This is a genomic window from Variovorax sp. 350MFTsu5.1 (assembly GCF_048302515.1).
Classification (GTDB): domain Bacteria; phylum Pseudomonadota; class Gammaproteobacteria; order Burkholderiales; family Burkholderiaceae_C; genus Variovorax; species Variovorax guangxiensis.
Genome location: NZ_CP157620.1, coordinates 5,739,745 through 5,759,493 on the forward strand (window position 1 = coordinate 5,739,745; position 19,749 = coordinate 5,759,493).

At 68.1% G+C, this 19,749-nt stretch carries 24 protein-coding genes; 10 read left to right on the plus strand and 14 right to left on the minus strand.

Annotation, left to right across the window (positions count from 1 at the left end; translation table 11 throughout):
• Positions 1 to 4: 4 nt before the first annotated feature.
• The 5 genes from ABL843_RS26250 to ABL843_RS26270 all read left to right on the plus strand — a co-directional run bounded on the left by ABL843_RS26250 (position 5) and on the right by ABL843_RS26270 (position 3,300).
• A complete protein-coding gene (locus tag ABL843_RS26250; RefSeq protein WP_369660845.1) occupies positions 5 to 550 on the plus strand; it encodes a 2'-5' RNA ligase family protein in 546 nt (181 codons plus the stop codon).
• 9 nt (positions 551 to 559) lie between these two features.
• Positions 560 to 1,138, plus strand: a complete 579-nt coding sequence (locus ABL843_RS26255; RefSeq protein ID WP_184640748.1) for an exonuclease — start codon at positions 560 to 562, stop codon at positions 1,136 to 1,138.
• Positions 1,135 to 1,995 carry an alpha/beta hydrolase gene (locus tag ABL843_RS26260; protein WP_184640749.1) on the plus strand — a complete coding sequence of 287 codons (861 nt, stop codon included), beginning with the start codon at positions 1,135 to 1,137 and terminating at the stop codon, positions 1,993 to 1,995. Before ABL843_RS26255 ends, ABL843_RS26260 begins: the two co-directional genes overlap by 4 nt.
• Before the next feature lie 8 nt (positions 1,996 to 2,003).
• Positions 2,004 to 2,951, plus strand: coding sequence for an ornithine cyclodeaminase family protein (locus ABL843_RS26265; RefSeq protein WP_418117857.1), 948 nt, complete (start codon positions 2,004 to 2,006; stop codon positions 2,949 to 2,951).
• Between the two features lie 118 nt (positions 2,952 to 3,069).
• Positions 3,070 to 3,300 carry a hypothetical protein gene (locus ABL843_RS26270; protein ID WP_126025617.1) on the plus strand — a complete coding sequence of 77 codons (231 nt, stop codon included), beginning with the start codon at positions 3,070 to 3,072 and terminating at the stop codon, positions 3,298 to 3,300.
• A gap of 14 nt (positions 3,301 to 3,314) precedes the next feature.
• Here the strand turns inward: ABL843_RS26270 and ABL843_RS26275 are convergent, their stop codons facing one another.
• Both ABL843_RS26275 and ABL843_RS26280 read right to left on the minus strand, forming a co-directional pair.
• Complete coding sequence (locus ABL843_RS26275; protein ID WP_418117858.1) at positions 3,315 to 3,677, minus strand: hypothetical protein; 363 nt, start codon at positions 3,675 to 3,677, stop codon at positions 3,315 to 3,317.
• 100 nt (positions 3,678 to 3,777) lie between these two features.
• Positions 3,778 to 4,380, minus strand: coding sequence for a TetR/AcrR family transcriptional regulator (locus ABL843_RS26280; RefSeq protein ID WP_184640752.1), 603 nt, complete (start codon positions 4,378 to 4,380; stop codon positions 3,778 to 3,780).
• Positions 4,381 to 4,482: 102 nt separating this feature from the next.
• Between ABL843_RS26280 and ABL843_RS26285 the strand changes: the two genes are divergently transcribed.
• Entirely contained in the window at positions 4,483 to 4,995 is a 513-nt protein-coding gene (locus ABL843_RS26285) for a DinB family protein (RefSeq protein ID WP_418117859.1), read from the plus strand.
• Positions 4,996 to 5,034: 39 nt separating this feature from the next.
• On the opposite strand, the gene ABL843_RS26290 is transcribed toward ABL843_RS26285, so the two are convergent.
• Entirely contained in the window at positions 5,035 to 5,457 is a 423-nt protein-coding gene (locus ABL843_RS26290; protein ID WP_369660839.1) for a hypothetical protein, read from the minus strand.
• A 310-nt stretch (positions 5,458 to 5,767) separates the two neighbouring features.
• Here ABL843_RS26290 and ABL843_RS26295 point away from each other — a divergent pair, with 310 nt between their 5' ends.
• The 3 genes from ABL843_RS26295 to ABL843_RS26305 all read left to right on the plus strand — a co-directional run bounded on the left by ABL843_RS26295 (position 5,768) and on the right by ABL843_RS26305 (position 7,417).
• Positions 5,768 to 6,226 (plus strand): hypothetical protein, encoded by a 459-nt coding sequence (locus tag ABL843_RS26295; RefSeq protein WP_418117860.1) that lies wholly within the window; start codon positions 5,768 to 5,770, stop codon positions 6,224 to 6,226.
• A gap of 130 nt (positions 6,227 to 6,356) precedes the next feature.
• On the plus strand, positions 6,357 to 6,935 hold the full coding sequence (locus tag ABL843_RS26300; RefSeq protein WP_126025623.1) for a DJ-1/PfpI family protein: 579 nt from the start codon (positions 6,357 to 6,359) through the stop codon (positions 6,933 to 6,935).
• A gap of 71 nt (positions 6,936 to 7,006) precedes the next feature.
• Positions 7,007 to 7,417: a ribbon-helix-helix domain-containing protein gene (locus ABL843_RS26305; protein ID WP_418117861.1), complete on the plus strand. Its 411-nt coding sequence runs from the start codon at positions 7,007 to 7,009 to the stop codon at positions 7,415 to 7,417.
• A 3-nt stretch (positions 7,418 to 7,420) separates the two neighbouring features.
• Here ABL843_RS26305 and ABL843_RS26310 read toward each other — a convergent pair whose 3' ends face one another.
• From ABL843_RS26310 to ABL843_RS26325, 4 genes are all read right to left on the minus strand, one after another.
• A complete protein-coding gene (locus tag ABL843_RS26310) occupies positions 7,421 to 8,428 on the minus strand; it encodes a Bug family tripartite tricarboxylate transporter substrate binding protein (protein ID WP_418117862.1) in 1,008 nt (335 codons plus the stop codon).
• A 139-nt stretch (positions 8,429 to 8,567) separates the two neighbouring features.
• A complete protein-coding gene (gene pcaF, locus ABL843_RS26315) occupies positions 8,568 to 9,773 on the minus strand; it encodes a 3-oxoadipyl-CoA thiolase (RefSeq protein ID WP_126025626.1) in 1,206 nt (401 codons plus the stop codon).
• Positions 9,774 to 9,930: 157 nt separating this feature from the next.
• Complete coding sequence (locus tag ABL843_RS26320; RefSeq protein WP_126025627.1) at positions 9,931 to 10,584, minus strand: 3-oxoacid CoA-transferase subunit B; 654 nt, start codon at positions 10,582 to 10,584, stop codon at positions 9,931 to 9,933.
• Positions 10,581 to 11,282 (minus strand): 3-oxoacid CoA-transferase subunit A, encoded by a 702-nt coding sequence (locus tag ABL843_RS26325; RefSeq protein ID WP_184640757.1) that lies wholly within the window; start codon positions 11,280 to 11,282, stop codon positions 10,581 to 10,583. Before ABL843_RS26325 ends, ABL843_RS26320 begins: the two co-directional genes overlap by 4 nt.
• A gap of 138 nt (positions 11,283 to 11,420) precedes the next feature.
• Between ABL843_RS26325 and ABL843_RS26330 the strand changes: the two genes are divergently transcribed.
• A complete protein-coding gene (locus ABL843_RS26330) occupies positions 11,421 to 12,206 on the plus strand; it encodes an IclR family transcriptional regulator domain-containing protein (protein WP_418117863.1) in 786 nt (261 codons plus the stop codon).
• A 68-nt stretch (positions 12,207 to 12,274) separates the two neighbouring features.
• On the opposite strand, the gene ABL843_RS26335 is transcribed toward ABL843_RS26330, so the two are convergent.
• From ABL843_RS26335 to ABL843_RS26365, 7 genes are all read right to left on the minus strand, one after another.
• A complete protein-coding gene (locus tag ABL843_RS26335) occupies positions 12,275 to 13,288 on the minus strand; it encodes a Bug family tripartite tricarboxylate transporter substrate binding protein (protein ID WP_126025630.1) in 1,014 nt (337 codons plus the stop codon).
• 126 nt (positions 13,289 to 13,414) lie between these two features.
• The gene (locus ABL843_RS26340) at positions 13,415 to 14,431 is read right to left on the minus strand and encodes a branched-chain amino acid ABC transporter permease (protein WP_418117864.1); all 1,017 of its coding nucleotides are present in this window, start codon (positions 14,429 to 14,431) and stop codon (positions 13,415 to 13,417) included.
• Positions 14,428 to 15,291 carry a branched-chain amino acid ABC transporter permease gene (locus ABL843_RS26345; protein ID WP_418117865.1) on the minus strand — a complete coding sequence of 288 codons (864 nt, stop codon included), beginning with the start codon at positions 15,289 to 15,291 and terminating at the stop codon, positions 14,428 to 14,430. The genes ABL843_RS26340 and ABL843_RS26345 overlap by 4 nt, the downstream gene beginning before the upstream one ends.
• Positions 15,284 to 16,003 carry an ABC transporter ATP-binding protein gene (locus ABL843_RS26350; protein ID WP_418117866.1) on the minus strand — a complete coding sequence of 240 codons (720 nt, stop codon included), beginning with the start codon at positions 16,001 to 16,003 and terminating at the stop codon, positions 15,284 to 15,286. The genes ABL843_RS26345 and ABL843_RS26350 overlap by 8 nt, the downstream gene beginning before the upstream one ends.
• A 190-nt stretch (positions 16,004 to 16,193) precedes the next feature.
• Positions 16,194 to 16,913 carry an ABC transporter ATP-binding protein gene (locus tag ABL843_RS26355; protein WP_126023546.1) on the minus strand — a complete coding sequence of 240 codons (720 nt, stop codon included), beginning with the start codon at positions 16,911 to 16,913 and terminating at the stop codon, positions 16,194 to 16,196.
• A 13-nt stretch (positions 16,914 to 16,926) separates the two neighbouring features.
• Positions 16,927 to 18,180: an ABC transporter substrate-binding protein gene (locus ABL843_RS26360; protein ID WP_418117867.1), complete on the minus strand. Its 1,254-nt coding sequence runs from the start codon at positions 18,178 to 18,180 to the stop codon at positions 16,927 to 16,929.
• Between the two features lie 50 nt (positions 18,181 to 18,230).
• On the minus strand, positions 18,231 to 19,694 hold the full coding sequence (locus ABL843_RS26365; protein WP_126023805.1) for an aldehyde dehydrogenase family protein: 1,464 nt from the start codon (positions 19,692 to 19,694) through the stop codon (positions 18,231 to 18,233).
• Positions 19,695 to 19,749: the final 55 nt, after the last annotated feature.

Sequence of the window (19,749 nt, forward strand, 5' to 3'; positions counted from 1 at the left end):
CGCCATGGCCATCTCCGCATTCGCCGTGAAGGTTCCCGCCGCCGAGCCCATGGTGGGCGATCTGCGCCGCCTCTACGACGCCACCGTGGCCCTCGGAGTGCCTGCACACATCACGGTGCTCGTTCCTTTCATGGACCCGGCGCGGATCACGCCCGAAGTCCTGGAGCGTGCGAGGCTGGCCTTGAATCGGACGACTTCGTTCTCCTTCACGCTGAACAGGGTCGGGCGTTTTCCGGAAACCGCGTACCTCGCGCCGGAGCCTGCGGCACCTTTCATCGAAATGACGCGAGCGCTCGTGGAAGCGTTTCCCGACTTTCCTCCGTATGGCGGCGAGCACGACAGCATCGTTGCGCATCTGTCGGTTGCGCATGGCAGTGCATCCGATGCGGATGCTGCGGCGGTCGAACTGCAGGCCCGGCTTGCCGCGTCGGGAGCCGTGCATGCGAGTTGCACGGAAGTCGCGCTGATCGAGAACTCGACGGGCAACTGGCGGGACATGCACGTCTTTCATCTGCAGCGTGCAATCCAGCCAATACCCTCCATCCGATAAGAACAACACATGTCAGAAATCTACATAAGCACAGACGTCGAATCCGATGGCCCCATCCCCGGCCCGAACTCGATGCTCAGCTTCGGCTCGGCCGCCTACACGGCCGACAAGCAACTCGTTTCCACATTCAGCGCCAACCTTCACACGCTGCCCGGCGCGCAAGCCGATCCGAAGACCGCCGCATGGTGGAAGACCCAGCCCGAGGCCTGGGCCGCATGCCGCACCGATCTTCAGGACCCCGCCCACGCCATGAAGAACTACGTGGGCTGGCTCAAGGGCCTGAAAGCGCGGCCGGTGTTCGTCGCCTATCCGGCGGGCTTCGACTTCCTCTTCGTCTACTGGTACCTGATGCGATTCGCGGGCGAGAGCCCGTTCAGCCATTCGGCGCTCGACGTCAAGTCGTTCGCAATGGCGATGCTCAAGCTCGACTACCGCGACAGCACCAAGCGCGCCATGCCGCGGCGCTGGTTCGACGCCGGCCTGCCGCACACGCACGTGGCGCTCGACGACGCCATCGAGCAGGGCGCGCTCTTCTGCAACATGCTCGCGGAGAACCGCGCGGCATCCGCCGGCGGACGGCTTTCATGAAGGGCGGCGCGCTGCGTCGGTGGTTCGCAAGGCTGGCGCTGTGCACGCTGCCGCTCATGCTGGGCGGCTGCGTGCAGTCGATGTTCTATTACCCGGACAGCGTGCGCTACGAGACCCCCGAGGCTCTCGGCATGCGCTACGAGAACGTGCAGTTCGCCAGCGCCGACGGCACACGCCTGAGCGGCTGGTTCCTGCCCGCCGAGAACCGGCAGAACCCGAAGGAGGCCAAGGGCACGGTGGTGCACTTCCACGGCAACGCGCAGAACATGAGCACGCACTGGCGCTTCGTGGCCTGGCTGCCGAAGCGGGACTACAACGTGTTCGTGTTCGACTACCGCGGCTACGGCCAGTCGGAAGGCAAGCCCGAGCCCAAGGGCGTCTTCGAGGATTCGAACGCCGCGCTGAACTACGTGCGCTCGCGCAAGGACGTGGACCCCGAGCGGCTCTTCGTCTTCGGACAGAGCCTGGGCGGCACCAACGCGATCGCGGTGGTGGGCTCGGGCAACCGCGCGGGCGTGAAGGCCGCGGCCATCGAGTCGACCTTCTATTCCTACTCGTCGATCGCCAACGAGAAGCTCAGCGGCGCCGGCCTGCTGGTGAGCGACGAGTACGCGGCCTCGAAATACGTGGCGGCCATATCGCCCATTCCGCTGCTGCTGATCCACGGCACGGCCGACCAGGTGATTCCGCCCTCGCACTCCAAGCGGCTGCTGGCCGACGCGCGCGAGCCCAAGCGGCTGATCGAGGCGCCGGGCGCCGCGCATCTCGAACCGATGACGGCCCTGCGCTATGGCGCGGCCTACCGCAAGGCGCTGACCGAGTTCTTCGAGTCGGCACTGCACCCGCTACAGCAATGACGACTGCCATGAAGCATTTCGACGAAGCCGCCACCCGTGCGCCGCTGGCCTTCGACCGGCTGGTACCCGCGCTGCGCGCGGCCTTCGCGGCGGGCGCCCAGGTGCCGCCGCGCCACGTGCACGCCATCGACACCACAGCCGGCGCCAGCGGCAAGGGCACCGTGCTCATCATGCCGGCATGGAGCGACGCGGGCTTCCTCGGCATCAAGACGATCAACATCTTCCCTGGCAACAGCGAGCGCGGACTGCCCGGCCTGCATGCGACCTACGTGCTGTACGACGCGCGCACCGGCGTGCCGCTGGCGATGATGGACGGCAACGAGATCACCGCGCGCCGCACGGCCGCGGCCTCGGCGCTGGGCGCGTCGTTCCTGGCGCGCGCCGATGCGCGCCGGCTGCTGGTGCTGGGCACCGGCCGCATCGCACGCATGCTGCCCGCCGCGCATGCGAGCGTGCGGCCCATCGACGAACTGTGGGTGTGGAACCACCGGCCGGAAGGCGCGCAAGCGCTGGCCGTCCAATGGCGCGCCGAGGGCTGGAATGCGCGGGCGGCAACGGATCTGGAAGCCGCCGTGCGTCAGGCCGACATCGTGAGCTGCGCCACGCTGGCCACCTCGCCGCTGGTGCGCGGCGAGTGGCTGGCACCGGGCTCGCACCTGGACCTGATCGGCAGCTTCACGCCCGCGATGCGCGAAGCCGACGCCCGGTGCTTCGATGGCGCCCTGACCTGGGTCGACACCGAGGAGGCGCTGCAGAAATCCGGTGACCTGCTCGACGCGATGGCCGCCGGCACGCTGCGCGCGGAGGAGGTGCAGGGCACGCTGGCGATGCTGTGCCGCGGGGAGCACCCTGGCCGCACGAACGATGCCGGGCGCACCGTGTTCAAGGCCGTCGGCAGCGCGCTGGAAGACCTGGCCGCTGCCACGCTCGTGTGGCAATCAGGCGACGCCATCTAATACTTATGGCTTGTTTTCCGCTGTGTTTTCCTACATCCGGATACGTCTTGTAGCCAATAGCGCACGCAGCGCATCGCGAGTACCGTGCTCCTCACGCCATCGAATCGGGGGGCACGACATGCTGAGCACCGAACACAAAGCCAACATCCTGCGCAAGGCCGGATACACCGTGCCCGCAGGTCCGGGAAACCCCAACAGCCCCTACCAGACGGCCCAGTGCTGGGCGAAAGCGATCGACACGCTCTACGTGACGTACGCCGCCAGCCGTGCAGCCAAGAGCCTGCGCGACGCGGAAGAGGCCCGGATGCTGGCGCTGCTGCAGCTGCGCTCGGCCAAGGCCTGGGCCTGACGGCCCGTGCGGCCTCAGGGCTTCTTCTGCTTTTCGGGCGCGTCGCCGCTGCCGCCGCGCGAGAGCTGGCCCGCCTTCATGGCCTCGCGGTTCGCCGCACGGCGCTTGGCCGCGGCGGCCCGGCGCTCTTCCCTCGACATCTTCGGTGCGGTCGTCGCGCGCACCTCGCCCTCCTGCATCTGCGGCCCACGGGCGGCGGCTGCGCCATCCATGCGGCGCTCCTTGCGAGCCTCGGCGCGCTCCGCCCTGGTGGTGGGCGCCGTGGGCCGCGCCTTGCCCTGCGCCGGATCGGCTTCGCCGGAAGACTGGGCGGACGCCACCTGCACGACCATCATCTGAGCCAGGGCCAGGCAAGCCGGCACGAGCATTTTTTTCATTGCGATGACCTTTCAGCACCCGCGACGGCACGGGGCCGGGGCATTGTGGTCAGGGTCCGGGGGCGGTGTCCACACCGGCAACCCGCATGCCGATGGAGCTTCAGTCCGTACGCTGGCGGTCGCCCAGATAGGCCAGCACCAGCCTGAGGAGTTCGGTCCTCATCGCCGGAGCATCCAGGTCGCCGCGGCGCGCCGCCGCGTGGACCGCGCCTTCGACCGCGGACGAGAGCATGCGGGCTGCGATGTCGGCATCGGCGCCGTCTCCCGGCCCACCGCTTTCAACGACGAGTGCCCGGTAGCGGCGCTGGTATTCGGCCTCGAACTCGGGGTAGGTCGAGCGCGCGGCGAGCGGCACCTCGTCGACGAGCACGCGGTGCAGCGCCTGGTCGACCGAATGGGCGGCGATGACCCCGTCGACGAAGCGCTCCACGCGGCGCGAAAGCGGAGCCGAAGCGTCGACATCCGCATCGGAACCGTTCAACGCCGCCAGCACCTCGTCGAGGTGACGCTGCCGTATCGCCTCGGCGATGGCCAGCTTGTCCGGGAAGTACTGGTAGAGCGAGCCGACGCTGACGCCAGCCACCGCCGCGATCTCGTTGGTGGTGAACCGCGCCCATCCGCGGCGCGCCAGAACGCGAGTTGCGGCCTCGACGATGGCGTCCACCGTGACGCGCGAACGCTGCTGCCGGGGCGCTTTGCGCATGGTCCTGCGCTGTGGGGGAATGCGAGTACCCAAGTTCGAGGCTCCACTCAAGAATGGGAGCGCACGCCAGGCGTGCGTTCAACTGTCCGAAGGGAGATTGTGATGAGTACGCAGACGCTTCTGGCCTCGCTGTTCCGCTACAAGGCCTGGGCCGACGAGGGCCTGCTGGCGGCCCTGGCCGATCTGGCGGCCAACGGCCCGGCCGACGAGTACCGCGCGGCCGCGCGCGTGCTCAACCACGGCCTCATCGTCGACCGCATCTTCGTCGCTAACGTGCAGCGCAAGGCACACGGCCACACCGCGACCGGCGCGCCCGAGCCGCCGCCGCTGGAAACGCTGGGCGAGGCGGTGCGGGAAACCGATCGCTGGTACATCGACTACGTCGCGCGCCTGAACCCGCGCGAGCTGGAGGAAGGCATCGAGTTCACCTTCACCGACGGCGCGCCGGGCCGGATGTCGCGCGAGGAAATGCTGGCCCACGTGGCGACTCACGCGGGCTATCACCGTGGAGAAGTCGGCCGGATACTGACCCGGCTCACGGGCTCGTCGCCGCCGGACACCTTCACCGGCTTTCTGCATCAGGCCGAACCCGCGCGCCGCGCACGCAACGCATAGCGGCGGCGTCTCCCGTCTTCGGGGCCACGGCCCGCCGGCTTACTTGCCTTGTGCCGATTGCAGCACCGGGTTCTGCATGGTCGAGATGACCTTGCTGTTGACGCGCGAGCCGCTGGTCACGTTCTGGTCGGGCGCCGCGGCGGTGGCCATGGCTTCCTGGTAGACCTGCGCCGGGTCGCGGCTGGAGGTGAACGGGTCCGCGCCGCGCGAGCCGCGCGTCACGTTCTGGTTGGGCGCGTGGGCGGTCTCGACGGCCTGCCTGTACATGGCCTCGGCATCGGCCGTGGACGTGAACGGATCGGCGCCGCGCGAACCGCGCGTAACGTTCTGGTCCTTGGCGTGGGCGGCGGCGACGGCTTCGGCTTCGACGGCTTCGCGCGTGCGCTGCTGGGCCTGGGCGGGCACGGAAGCGATGGCGAGCAGGGCGAGCGCGGCAGCGAGGGCGATCTGGGAGGTCTTCATGGTTCGGTCTTTTCTGTGAGTTGTCTGTCGGTCCGTAAGAGGCTTGCCCGGGGATACGGGAAAACCCTGAGCGAGGCTATTCAGCGCAAAAGGCAGATCCGTGACGCCCCCGCCCCGAGCACCAGCTCTCGCGCGCACCCTGCAGCCTCTGCGAACTTCTGTTAACTGACGCGGCCCGGTCCGCCCCTTTCCTGCGCCGCGAATGCACTTCGGGCTTGCGCGCGGGCCATCGCTTCTGAGACAGTCGCCCGGGCCACACCCGGACCGTCCCCCTGTCTCCATCGGAAAGAACGAAGGGAAAACCGCAACCATGGGAATGTTCGATTTCCTGAAGAAGAAACCCGCCATGCCCGCGACGCTGGAGGAAGGCATGGCCTCGCAGGCCAAGGACTTCGTCGGCGCCTTCTCGCAGCCCGGCGCGCCCATCGACGGCTCCCGGCTCGACTACACGGCCCCCTCGCTGGCGCTTGTCGACCGCGTGCTCGACGACTTCTTCAAGCAGCAGGCGCCGCTGCCGGAGGATCTGCACTTCCTCGCATCGGCCTACGTCTTCGAGGTCGCGCGCCGCGAGTTCGGCGGGCGCTACCTGCGCGGCGACGAGGACAACCCCTTCGTGCTCGTCATCGGCGAGGGCGAATCGCAGGTCGGCGTGTGCGTGATGGGCAAGGTGCGCGGACGGGCCACCAACGGCCCCGAGGACGACCTGGGCTTCTTCTACGCCGGCATCGCGCCCACGGTGGCACGCGGCGTGCGCGCGACCATCATCTGAAGCCACGGCGCCGGGCCGCGGTCACAGCCGGCTGCTACCCGCCGCGCCCTGCTCCTTCGAATAATCCGGAAACGGCCCGCGCCCGGTGCGCCGGGCCGCATTCCAACCTCATCCGAAGGAGACAAGAGACATGGCGCGCAAGATCCTGATGCTCTGCGGCGACTACGCCGAAGACTACGAAACCATGGTGCCTTTCCAGGCCCTGCTGGCCGTGGGCCACACGGTGCATGCGGTGGCGCCGGACAAGAAGGCCGGCGACTGGGTCCACACCGCCATCCACGATTTCGAGGGTGCCCAGACCTACAGCGAAAAGCCGGGCCACCGCTTCACGCTGAACGCCAACTTCGCCGACGTCCGCCCCGAGGCCTACGACGCGCTGGTCATTCCGGGCGGCCGCGCGCCGGAGTACCTGCGCATGAACACCCGCGTGGTCGAGATCGCTCGGCACTTCCTGGCCGCCGACAAGCCGCTGGCGGCGGTGTGCCACGGCGCCCAGCTGCTCGCGGCCACGGGCCTGCTCAAGGGCCGCAAGGTGTCGGCCTATCCGGCCTGCCAGGTGGAGGTGGAACTTGCGGGCGCCGAGTACATGGGCATCCCGGTCGACCAGGCCGTGACCGACCGCAACCTGGTCACCGCGCCCGCATGGCCGGCGCACCCGGCATGGCTCTCGCAGTTCCTCGTGGTGCTGGGCACGCGCATCGAGCATTGAACTCCCGGCGGGCGGCGCGGCGCTACAGTGCGGCGTCGCCCACCTTCCTTCAAGCAAAGGAGACAGCCACCATGTGCGAAGTCTTCATCAGTGCCGATCCGCAGAGCTATGACGCGCGCACGCGCTCGGTGCGGCTGCACGGCGTCGTCACCAGCATCCGGCTGGAGAACCTGTTCTGGCAGGTGCTGGAAGAAATCGCGCGGCGCGACGGCATGGTCGTGGTGCAGCTCATCGAGCGGCTCTACGACGAGCTGGTGGCCGCGCGCGGCGAAGTCGGCAACTTTGCCTCGTTCCTTCGGGTGAGCGCCCTGCGCTACGAGGCGCTGCTGGCGCAGGGGCGCATTCCCGCCGACAGCTCGGTGGCGATCCGTTCGCTCGACGCGAAGGCGGTGCTGCACGAGCTGCCCGAGGGCTGGGGCAGCCCTCTGCCTGACCAGGCGCGCGTGCACACGCTGCACGTGGCAGCGCGGCGCCAGGCCTAGCGATCAGTCCAGCGAGACGTTCGCCTTGCGGATCACGTCGGTGAAACGCTTCGTCTCGCTCGCCACGAACTCGTCGAACTGCGGGCGCGTGGTCGGGAAGGGCTCGTAGCCGAAGCTCTTGAACTTCTCCAGCACGTCGGGCTCTGCCAGCCCCTTCTCGATGTCGCGCTTGATCTTCTCGGTGACCGATGCGGGCAGGCCCTTCGGCACGGCGATGGCGTTCCAGCCGATGACCTCGAAGCCCTTCGGGCCGCCCGACTCGCCGACCGTCGGCACGTCGGGGAAGGCCGCCACGCGCTGGGGCGCGGCAGCGGCCAGGAAGCGCAGCTTGTTCGCGCGCTGCAGCGGGCCGGCGGTGGCGCTGCTGCCCAGCGCGAAGGCCAGCTCGCCGGTGGCGACCGAGGTGTAGAGCTGCGTGGTCTCCTTGTAGACGATGTGCTCCATCTGCGTGCCGGTGGCCGACTCGAAGAGCTCCGAGCCCAGGTGCACCGGATTGCCGACCGACCAGGAGCCGTAGTCGAGCTTGCCGGGGTTGGCCTTGGCGTCGGCGATCAGGTCGCCGATGGTCTTGTACTTGCTGTTGGTGGCGACGGTGAAGAAGAAGTAGGTCTTGAACAGCGGCAGCAGCGCGTCGAAGTCCTTGGCGGTGTCGTAGGGCAGCTTCTTGAAGAGCGCCGGGTACGCGGCAAGGTGAACGTTGTCGAGCACGATGATGTCGTGGCCGTCCTTCGCGCCGCGTTTGAAAGCGTCGATGGCGATGAAGCCGTTTCCACCGGGGCGGTTCTCGACCACCACCGGCTGGCCCCATGCGCGCGAGAGCTTGTCGGCCACCAGCCGCGCCACGCCGTCGGGTCCGCCGCCCACCGGGAACGGCGTGATGATGCGCACCGGCTTGGTGGGAAAGGACTGCTGTGCGAGGGCCGTTGTGGGCAGCAGCGCCGCTGCGGCCAGTGCGAGCGTTGCAAGGCCAGCGCCGCGGCGCGTTGTCTTCCTGGTCGACGTGTCGTTCATCCTCTGATCCTTCTCTTTCATCCTCTTCGGTTAAAAAAATGCCATCGGGCCGCTGTTGCCGCGGCTGCCGATGGCCTTGTCTTCTTGCTTCTCTGGTTGTTTTCGTTGCGTGGCCGCCCGATCGGCGGCGCTGTTGTCGTCAGACGCGCTCGAGGATCACTGCGATGCCCTGACCCACGCCGATGCACATGGTGCAAAGCGCATAGCGGCCGCCGCCCTTGTGCAGCTGGTTGACCGCGGTGGTGGCAAGGCGCGCGCCGCTGGCGCCCAGCGGGTGGCCCAGCGCGATGGCGCCGCCGTTGATGTTGACGCGCGCGTCGTCGTCCTTCAAGCCCAGCAGGCGCAGCACGGCCAGGCCCTGCGCGGCGAAGGCTTCGTTGAGTTCGATGACGTCGATCTGCTCGAGCTTCAGGCCGGTGAGCGCCAGCACCTTCTGCGTGGCGGGCGCGGGGCCGATGCCCATCACGCGCGGCGCGACGCCGGCGGTGGCCATGCCGACCACGCGGGCGCGCGGCGTGAGGCCGTGCTTCGCGGCGCTGGCTTCGTCGGCCAGCAGCAGCGCGCAGGCGCCGTCGTTCACGCCGCTGGCATTGCCGGCGGTGACGGTGCCGTCGGGACGCACCACGCCCTTGAGCTTGGCCAGCGACTCGAGGCTGGTTTCGCGCGGATGCTCGTCCTTGTTGACGATGATCGCGTCGCCCTTCTTCTGCGGCACGGTCACGGGCACGATCTCGGCGTCGAAGAAGCCCGACTTCTGCGAGGCCACGGCGCGCAGCTGCGAGTTCAGCGCCATCAGGTCCTGCGCCTCGCGCTCGATCTTGTAGTCGGTGGCCACGTTCTCCGCCGTCTCGGGCATGGAGTCGACGCCATACTGCGCCTTCATGAGCTTGTTGACGAAGCGCCAGCCGATGGTGGTGTCGTACACCGCGTTGTTGCGGCTGAAGGCGCTCTCGGCCTTGGGCATGACGAAGGGCGCGCGGCTCATGCTCTCGACGCCGCCGGCGATCATGAGGCCCGCTTCACCGGCGCGGATGGCGCGTGCCGCGGTGCCCACGGCGTCGAGGCCCGAGCCGCACAGGCGGTTGATGGTGGCGCCGCCGAGTTCGATCGGCAGGCCCGCCAGCAGCGCCGACATGCGCGCGACGTTGCGGTTGTCCTCGCCGGCCTGGTTGGCGCAGCCGTAGAGCACGTCGCTCACGGCCTGCCAGTCGACGTTCTTGTTGCGCTCCATCAGCGCCTTCAGCGGCACGGCGCCGAGGTCGTCGGTGCGCACGCTGCTGAGCGAGCCGCCGTAGCGGCCGAAGGGGGTGCGAACGGCGTCGCAGATGAAGGCTTGGTTGGTCATGGATGTCTCTGTTTGAGGAAAGTTGAATTCGGGTACCGAACGCAGAGGGCGCGAAGGTTACGCGAAGGTCGCAGAAGGAAAACCATAAAAGGCTTTCATGGTCTTCTCTGCGACTTCTGCGTAGTTTTTGTCGTCCTTCTGCGTTCGGCTGTCCGCCTTAAGCGGCGATGGGCAGACCCACGAGCTTCTCGAGCTCCTCGCGGCTCAGGCCGTCGACCAGGTCGACGAGCTTCAGGCCCTGCGGGGTGCACTCGAGCGTGGCGAGGTCGGAGTAGACGCGCTTGACGCAGCCGATGCCGGTCAGCGGATAGGTGCATTCCTTGACCAGCTTGCTCACGCCCTGCTTGGTGAGCAGGTCCATCATGACCCAGGTCTGCTTGGCGCCGATGGCGAGGTCCATCGCGCCGCCGACGGCGGGAATGGCGTCCTTCTCGCCGGTGTGCCAGTTGGCGAGATCGCCGGTGGCCGACACCTGGAACGCGCCGAGCACGCAGATGTCGAGGTGGCCGCCGCGCATCATCGCGAAGCTGTCGGAGTGGTGGAAGAAGGAGCCGCCCGGCAGCAGCGTGACGGGCTGCTTGCCGGCGTTGATGAGGTCGTAGTCTTCCTCGCCGGCCTCGGGCGCGGGGCCCATGCCGAGGATGCCGTTCTCGCTCTGCAGGATGACTTCGCGGCCCTTGGGCAGGTGGTTGGCCACCAGCGTGGGCTGGCCGATGCCCAGGTTGACGACGGCGCCGTCGAAGATGTCCTGCGCCACGCGGGCGGCGAGCTGGTCCTTGGTGCGGCGGGTGTAGTTCGTGCTCATGGTCATGCTGCCTTCTTGAAGCCGCCGGCCTGGGTGGCGACGCGTTCGATGCGCACCACCTGGTGCACGAAGATCCCCGGGGTGACGATGGTCTCGGGGTCGAGGGTGCCGAGCTCGGCGACGTCGTGCACGGTGGCGATGGTCTTCTTCGCGGCCATGGCCATCACCGGGCCGAAGTTGCGTGCCGCCTTGCGGTAGACCAGGTTGCCCCAGCGGTCGCCGCGCTCCGCCTTGATGAGCGCCACGTCGCCGTGGATGGGGTATTCGAGCACGTACTGCTTGCCGTCGATCTCGCGGGTCTCGCGGTTGCCGGCCAGCTGCGTGCCGTAGCCCGTGGGGCAAAAGAAGGCGCCGATGCCGGCACCCGCGGCGCGGATGCGCTCGGCCAGGTTGCCCTGGGGCACGAGTTCGAGTTCGATCTTGCCGCTGCGGTAGAGCCCGTCGAACACCTGGCTGTCGGCCTGGCGCGGGAAGCTGCAGATGATCTTGCGCACGCGGCCAGCCTTCAGCAGCGCCGCGAGGCCGGTTTCGCCGTTGCCGGCGTTGTTGTTGACGACGGTGAGGTCCTTGGCGCCCTGCTCGACGAGGCCGTCGATGAGCTCGTTGGGAATGCCGGCGGTGCCGAAACCGCCGATGAGAACCGTGGCGCCGTCGGGGATGCCAGCGAGGGCATCGGCGACCGAGCGCGCGATCTTGTTGATCATGAAGCCTGTCTCCGGAAGTGAGGGAAGGGAACGAAGAAACGAATCCGCCTGAACGCGCCGACCGATTCTGCAAACCGTCGATTTGTTCGTCTAAAGAACATTTGTTCGTATAATGAATTTTAAAGAGGAAGACGAACCATGGCAACCCACGCGTCACAACCCGAGAAACCGGCCCCCGGCGACAGCTACGTGCAGTCCTTCGCGCGCGGGCTGCAGGTGATCCGCTCGTTCAGCGCCAACGCACCGCACCAGACGCTCAGCGAGGTGGCCGCCGGCAGCGGGCTGACGCGCGCGGGCGCACGGCGCATCCTGCTCACGCTGCAGACGCTGGGCTACGTGGTGACCGACGGCAAGCTCTTCACGCTCACGCCGCGCATCCTCGACCTGGGCTTCGCGTATCTCTCGTCGATGCCGATCTGGAACCGCGCCGAGCCGGTGATGGAGGCGCTGGTGCAGCAGGTGCAGGAGTCGTGCTCGGCCGCCGTGCTCGACGCCACCGACATCGTCTACGTGCTGCGGGTGCCGACCAAGAAGATCATGCACATCAACCTGGGCGTGGGCTCGCGCTTGCCGGCCTACTGCACCTCGCTGGGCCGGCTGCTGCTGGCGGACCTCGACGACGACGAGGTGCGAGCACGGCTCGAAGCCTCGAACATCGAGGCGCTGACCCGGCACACCATCACCGACATCGACGCGCTCATGGCCAAGGTCGCGCAGGCGCGCAAGCAGCAGTGGTGCCTGGTGAACCAGGAACTCGAGGAGGGCTTGATCTCGGTGGCCGCGCCCGTGGTCGACAGGCAGGGCCGCATGGTGGCCGCGCTCAACATCAGCGGCCAGGCGAACCGCACCAGCGCGAAGGCGATGCAGGAGACCATGCTGCCCGCGCTGCGCGAAGCGGCGGACCGGGTCTCCCGGATGCTCTGATCGCGGCCGATCCGAGCCGGACGAAAAAGGCGGAAGGACGCTCGAAGGCTGGAGCGTCGCTCAAGGCCTCATCCCTCCGAGTGGATGCCCTTCATGATGATCACGCCGCCCAGGCGCGTGGTGTCGGCGCGCATGCGCTTGGCCAGCGTGTCGGGCGAACCGGGCTGGGCCTGCCAGCCGGTCTTCAGCAGCGCCTGGCTCACGTCGGGCGAGCTGATGACTTCGACCAGCGCTGCGTTGAGCTTGGCGACGGCCGCGGGCTTCATGCTCGCGGGCGCGGCCAGCGCGGTCCAGATTTCCAGGTCGGCGCCGCGCACGTCGGCGTCGCGGATGGTGGGCAGCTCGCCCGCCAGCGGACTGCGCTCGGGCGAGGTCACGCCGATGGCCTTGATCTTTCCCGATTTGATGTGCGGCAGCGCGAGGCCCGGCGGCAGCAGCGCCAGCTGGATCTCGTTGGCCAGCAGCCCCGCGATGACCTGCGGATTGCCGGTGTAGGGCTTGTGCTGCGCGGTGATGGCCGCGCGGCTCTTGATGAGCTCCATGCCCAGGTGGCCCACCGTGCCTACGCCCGGCGTGCCGTACTTGCCGCCGCTGCCTAGGTTGCGCACCCACAGCAGTTGCTCGGCCGATGTCTTGCCCGTGGCGCTGCCCGACACCGCCAGCACCAGCGGCGCGGTGCCGATCAGGCCGACCGGCGCGAAGTCTTTCTCGGGGTCGAAGGTCAGCGCGGGGTTGAGCAGCTTCGCGATGGTCAGGTTGCCGTTGATGAGCGCTCCGACGGTGTGATCGTCGGTGGCCTTCGCCACCTGGTCGGCCACGGTGTTGCCGCTGGCGCCGGGCTTGTTCTCGACGATCACCGGCTGGCGCAGGATCTTCGACAGCGGCTCCGCGATGGCGCGCGCCGCGAGGTCGGGCGATGCGCCAGCGGGAAAACCCACGAGGATGTGAAGGGGCTTGGTCGGCCAGGAAGCCTCGCCGGCGCTGTTGTTGCGTTGCTGCTGAGCCCACGAAGTCTTCGCAAGCAGCGAAGCGGCAATGGCTGCCGCGCCGCCTTCGAGCAGGCGGCGTTTGGTGATCGTCAAGATGACTCCAGGAGAGTGAGAAGAACGGGAACGTGCTTACATTGTGTTTACACAACGTTACAGGACGACGATGTTTTTCGCAAGTCCGAAGTGCCTTCCCGTCAGGGTCTCTCGCGCAGGAAAGTACTAGCGCACCGCCGATGTGCCAAGCAGTTTTCGCTGCGTGGGGAACAGCGACCAGCCCCAGCGCTGCTGCGCATATCCCCACAGCCCCTGCTTGAAGAACAGCGTGACGAGGATCGCGAGCAGCCCGAGCCCCAGCAGGTACCAGGTGCCGTAGTCGCTCAGGAACTTGTTCAGCGCCCAGAAGATGAGCGCCCCCACCAGCGGCCCCTCGATGCGCCCGATGCCGCCGATCACCACCATGAAGATGGCGAAGGCCGTCCAGTTGACGCTGAATGCCGCATCAGGGCTGATGCGCAGGTTGCCCACGAAGTACAGCGCGCCCGCGAGCCCCGCGCCGAAGGCCGCGACCACGTACACCGCGAGCTTCATGCGCGCCACAGGTATGCCCTGCGACTCCGCGGCCACTTCGTTGTCGCGTATCGCCAGCAGCGCCAGCCCGCGCTTGCTGCGCAGGAACAGGTACACCAGCGCAACCGCCGCGACCACGCAGGCCAGCGCCATCCAGTAGGTCGTGCTCTCGCGCATCGCCTTGTCGATGCCGCGCAGCGCGGTCAGCGTGGTGCCCGAGCCGCCGCCCACCGCCGACGCGTTGGCGAAGCTCAGCCTGAACACCTCCGCGATGACCCAGGTGCCGATGGCGAAGTAGCCGCCCGAGAGCCGGAACGCGACGAAGGACACCGGCACCGCCACCAACCCCGCCGCCAGCGCCCCCAGCGGGATCGCCACGAAGGGATTCACGCCCGCGAAATTGCCCAGCATCAGCATCACGTAGCCGCCGAAGCCGAAGAAGGCCTGCTGCCCGATGCTCACCATGCCGCCGTAGCCGGCGAGCAGGTTCCACATCATCGCGAAGATGAAGTAGCAGGCGATCTCGACGAACTCGCGCATCCAGCTCGACTCGCCCCAGAACGGCAGGCTCGCCGCGACGAGAACGATGGCGATGCCGGCGATCAGCGCCGCGCGGCTCGCGGCCGTCGCACGTTCGACCGCGACGATGGGAGGAGGCATGTTCGTCATCCGCGCGTCCTTGGAAAGAGTCCCTGCGGCCGCAGCACCAGCACGACGAGGAACACGATGTGCCCGAACCAGATGCCCCAGCCCGGGTCGAGCCTGAAGCCGATCTGCTGCGTGATGCCCAGGATCATCGCGCCCGCCAGCGTGCCCCAGAAGGAGCCCATGCCGCCGATGATCACCGCCTCGAAGGCGAAGAGCAGCAGCAGCGGCCCGTCCGAAGGCGACACCGTCGTGCGCATGCCCTGCAGTACTCCGGCGATGGCGATGAGCACGAAGGCGATGGCGGTCGCGAGCGCGTAGACCTTCTTCGCGTTCAGCCCCATGAGCTCCGCGATCTCGCGGTCGTCCGACACCGCGCGGAACGACCGCCCCAGCGCCGTGCGCGCGAAGAGCCATTGCAGCGCGCCCGTCGCGGTCAGCGCCACGGCCAGCACGACGAGCGGCAGCACGCCCACCGACATCGCCTCGCCCAGCGCGACGCCCTGCGTGCTGAGGCCGCCGGTCTCGATCGCGCGCGGGTCGGCCGAGAACAGCTCCAGCAGCAGGTTCTGGATCACGATCGACAGGCCGAAGGTGACGACCAGCGAGGGAAGCGGATCTTTTCCGAGCGTGCCGTTGAGCACGTAGCGCTGCAGCAGGTAGCCGAAGCCGAAGGCAACCGGCAGCACCGCGAGCGCGACCAGCCATGGCGCCTCGCCGCCCGTCAGCGACATGCCCGCGATCACCGCGAACGCGCCGAGGATGATGAAGTCGCCCTGCGCCGTGTTGGTGAGCCGCATCACGCCGAACATCAGCGACTGCCCCAGCGCGAAGAGCGTGTAGAGGCCGCCGAGCAGCGCGCCCTGGACGAGGGTCTCAAGCATGGGCCGCCTCCGCGATGCCGAAGTAGGCCTGCGAGATCTGCTCGCGCGTGAGGTCGGCGGAACGGCCTTCGAGCGATACGCGGCCTTCCTGGAAGCAGTAGACGCGCTGCGAGACCTGCCGCGCCATGGTCACGTCCTGCTCGACGATGACGACGGTCATGCCTTCCGCGGTGATGGCCGGCATCGCCGCATAGATCTCGCGGATGACGATGGGCGCGAGGCCCAGCGAGAGTTCGTCGCACAGCAGCACCTCGGGGTTGCTCATCAGCGCGCGGCCGAGCGCGACCATCTGCTGCTGCCCGCCCGAAAGCGAAGTGCCCGGCTGGTTGCGCTTCTCGGCGAGGATGGGAAAGAGCGCGTACAGCCGCTGCAGGTTCCACGGCCCCTTGCGCGATGGCGTGGCACCCATCAGCAGGTTCTCCTCGACGCTGAGGCTCGGAAAGAGCCTGCGGCCCTCGGGAACCATGGCGAGCCCGCGGCGCACGATGTCGCCCGGCGGCAGGCCGCCGATGGGCTCGCCCTTGAAGCGGATCGCGTCGCGCGGCGAGCGCACCAGGCCCGCGAGGCTCTTGAGGAAGGTCGACTTGCCCGCGCCGTTGGCGCCGATGATGGCCACCAGCTCGCCGCGTGCCAGCGAAAAATCGATGCCGAAGAGGGCCTGCGCGTCGCCGTAGAAGGCCTTGAGGGCGTGGGTGGAGAGCAGAGCTGTCATGGTCTTTGCTCCCGAGGTGTTTGCTCCCTCTCCCTCTCCCTCTCCCTCTCCCTCTCCCGCTCGCGGGAGAGGGTTGGGGTGAGGGCCTGCGGCGACAACCAGGCGCGCGGCGACTCGAACGCCGTCCCCCTCACCCTAACCCTCTCCCGCAAGCGGGAGAGGGAACAAGTCCGAAGACAGGCGATTGCGCTCATGCTTCCATCCCCATGTAAACCCGCCTCACCTCCGGATCGCCCATCACCGCTCGCGGCGCCCCCTCCGCCAGCTTCTGCCCGAAGTTGATGACGAACAACCGGTCCGCCAGCGACAGCAGCGCATGCACGACATGCTCGATCCAGATCATCGTCACGCCGCGCGCCTTGATGCGCTTGAGCTCGCCGACCAGCACCGCGGCCTCGGGCTCCGTGAGGCCGCCCGCGATCTCGTCGAGCAGCAGCAGCTTGGGCCGCGTCGCCAGCGCGCGCGCCAGCTCCAGCCGCTTGCGGTCGAGCAGGGTCAGGCCGCCCGCCGGCTTGTTCGCATGCGCCATCAGGCCCGTCTGTTCCAGCACCTCGTGCGCAGTGCCCCAGGCCTCGCGCTCGGTCTGCTGCCCGCCGAAGCAGGCGGCGGTCACGAGGTTCTCGAACACGCTCATGTTGCCGAAGGGCTGCGGCACCTGGTAGCTGCGGCCGATGCCGGCATGGCAGCGCTGGTGCGGCTTCAGCCGCGTCACGTCGCGGCCGGCGTATTCCACGCGCCCGGCGTCCACGCGCACGTCGCCCGAGATCAGGTTGAACAGCGTGGTCTTGCCCGCGCCGTTCGGCCCGAGGATGCCCAGCGTCTCGCCCTCGGCCACCGCGAGCGTGATGTCGTCGGTGACCTTGAGCGCGCCGTAGGACTTGCTCACGGCATGCAGTGCCAGCAGCGTCATGGCGTTCCCGGGTTCACAGCGGCCGCAGCCTGCCGGCGGTGGGAATGCTGGTCGCCGCCTCGTTGCTCACGATGGTCAGCTCCACCTTGTACTTGCTGCCCTTGCCCCACTGGCCGAGCACCAGCGGCGTCTTGCTGACATTCTTGAACGGCCCCTGCCCGCCCCACTTCACCGGCCCGACCACCGAGTTGATCGCGGTCGATGCCACCGCGTCGCGCACGTCCGAAGCCTTCAGCGACTTCGCACGGCCCAGCGCATTCGCCGCGACTTCGAAGAGCGCGTGCGCGAAGCCGATGGGCTGGGTCCACTGCTTCTTCGTGCCGGCCTCGTAGGCCTCGGCCAGCGCTTTCGCGCTCTGCTGCGTGAGGCTCGAGGTGAACGGGTGCGAAGGGCTCCACCACACCTCGGTCGAGAGGCCGTCGCCCAGGTCGCCCAGCGCCTCGATCGCGCCGGGGAACAGCAGCGCCTTGCCCAGCGTGATGACCTTGGGCTTGAAGCCCTGCTGCCGCGCCTGCGTGAGGAAGGTCTTGGCGTCGGGCGGGATCACCACGCCCGTGACGATCTCCACGCCCTCCTTCTTGAAGGCCGCGATCTGCGCGCTGAAGTCCTGCGTGCCGTTCTGGAAGCGGCCCGGGTCGGTGAGCGTGAAACCCATCTGCGAGAGCGGCTTGGGAAAGCCCAGCTCCTTGTCGCCCCAGGCGTTGCCGTCGCCGTCGTTCGGGAACAGGCCACCCACCTTCTTGTTGGTGGCGAGCGTCTTCCAGCCGTTGGTGAAATTGGCGATGACGTCCTCCAGGCCCCAGAACATGTGATACGTCCAGTTGAAGCCTTTCGCCGGGTCGCCCTTGCGGCCGAAGAACCACGGCTGCCACGGCACCACGCTGGAGATGCAGGGCACCTCGTTGAGTTCGCAGGCGTCGCTCACCGGATTGGCGGTCTCCGGCGTGCCGGCCGTGAGCACCAGCGCGACCTTGTCCTTCAAGATCAGGTCGTTCGCCACCTCGCCCGCGCGGTTGGGGTTCGACTGGCTGTCCTTCAGCACGATCTGCACCGCGTACTTCTTTCCGCCGACGCTGATGCCGTCCTTGAACGCCGCCTTCATCTGGTCGATGACCCACTTGTCGGCCTCGCCGAAGGGCGCGAGCGGGCCGGTCTGCGGCGACACGTAGCCGATCTTCAGCGTGTCGGCCGCGAACACCAGCGGTGCCGCGCCCGATGCCACCAGCGCGGCCGAGGCCTGCGTGAACTGTCTGCGGTTGAATGCCATGGTTGTCTCCGTTTCTTCTGTCGTTTTCTTCTTGCCGCCGCTTCAGGGGGTCAGCGCGCGAAGTGCGGCGGAATCTGCGCGTCGACGTTCACCCACACGCTCTTGACCTGCGTGTACTCGCGCATCGCGTCGAAGCCCATCTCGCGGCCGTAGCCGCTCTGGCCGACGCCGCCGAAGGGCGAGCCGGGGTTCACGCGCTTGTAGCTGTTGATCCAGACCATGCCGGCGTGCAGGTCGCGCGCGACCTTGTGGGCGCGCTGCAGGTCGCGGGTCCACAGGCCGCTGCCCAGGCCATAGTCGGTGCCGTTGGCGATCTGCATCGCCTCCTCGTCCGACTTGAAAGTGAGCACGGTGACGAACGGGCCGAAGACTTCTTCCTGCGCAACGCGGTCCTTGTACGACTTCGCTCGCATCACGGTGGGTTCCACGTAGCAGCCTTTGGCCAGGTCGCCTCCGGGCGACCTGCCGCCCGCCAGCAACTCACCGCCTTCGCCCAGCGCCACGTCGACATAGCTCAGCACGCGCTCGCGGTGCTGCGCGCTGGTGAGCGGCCCCATCTCCGTCGCGTCGTCCAGCGGGTTGCCCAGGCGGATCGACTTGGCGAGCGGAATGAACTGCGCGAGGAATTCGTCGGCGATCTTCTCGTGCAGCATCAGCCGCGAGCCCGCGATGCAGGCCTGCCCCTGGTTGTGGAAGATGGCCCATGCGCTGCCGTTGACGGCCGCCTGCAGGTTCGCGTCCTCGAAGACGATGTTCGGCCCCTTGCCGCCGAGCTCCAACTGCACCTTCTTCAGATTGCCGGCGCTGGCCTGCACGATGCGCCGGCCGGTGGCTGTGCTGCCCGTGAAGGCGATCTTCGCGATCTCCGGATGCTCGGCGATGTACTGGCCCGCCACGCTGCCGAGCCCCGGCAGCATGTTGACCACGCCGGGCGGCAGGCCGGCCTCGGCCATCAGCTCGGCGATGCGCAGCGAACTCAGCGGCGTGATCTCCGCCGGCTTCATCACGATGCAGTTGCCGGCCGCGAGCGCGGGCGCCATCTTCCAGCTGGTGAACATCAGCGGGAAGTTCCACGGCACCACCTGGCCGACGATGCCGACGGGCTCGCGCAGCGTGTAGTTGAGGAAACCCTCTTCCACCGGGATGGTCTCGCCCTGGAACTTGTCGGCCATGCCGCCGAAGTAGCGGAAGCACGCGGCGGTGCGCGGCACGTCGAGGCGGCGCGAATCGCGGATCGGGTGGCCGGTGTCCAGCGATTCGAGGCGCGCGAGTTCCTCGGCATTGGCCTCGATGAGGTCGGCCAGCTTCAGCAGGATGCGGCCGCGATCGGCGGCGGCCATGCGGCTCCACTTCGGAAAGGCACGCTTCGCCGCGGCCACGGCCTTGTCGACGTCGGCCTTGCCGGCGAGCGCGACGTCGACGATGGGCGTGTTGTCGTGCGGGTTCAGCGTGGCGAGGGTCTCGCCGGACTCGGCGTCGACGAAGCGGCCGTCGATGAAGAGCTGGCGGCGGATGGGCGTGCGCAGGCCTGCCGAAGCGGCGATGTCATTGGGCTTCATGTCTTTGCAT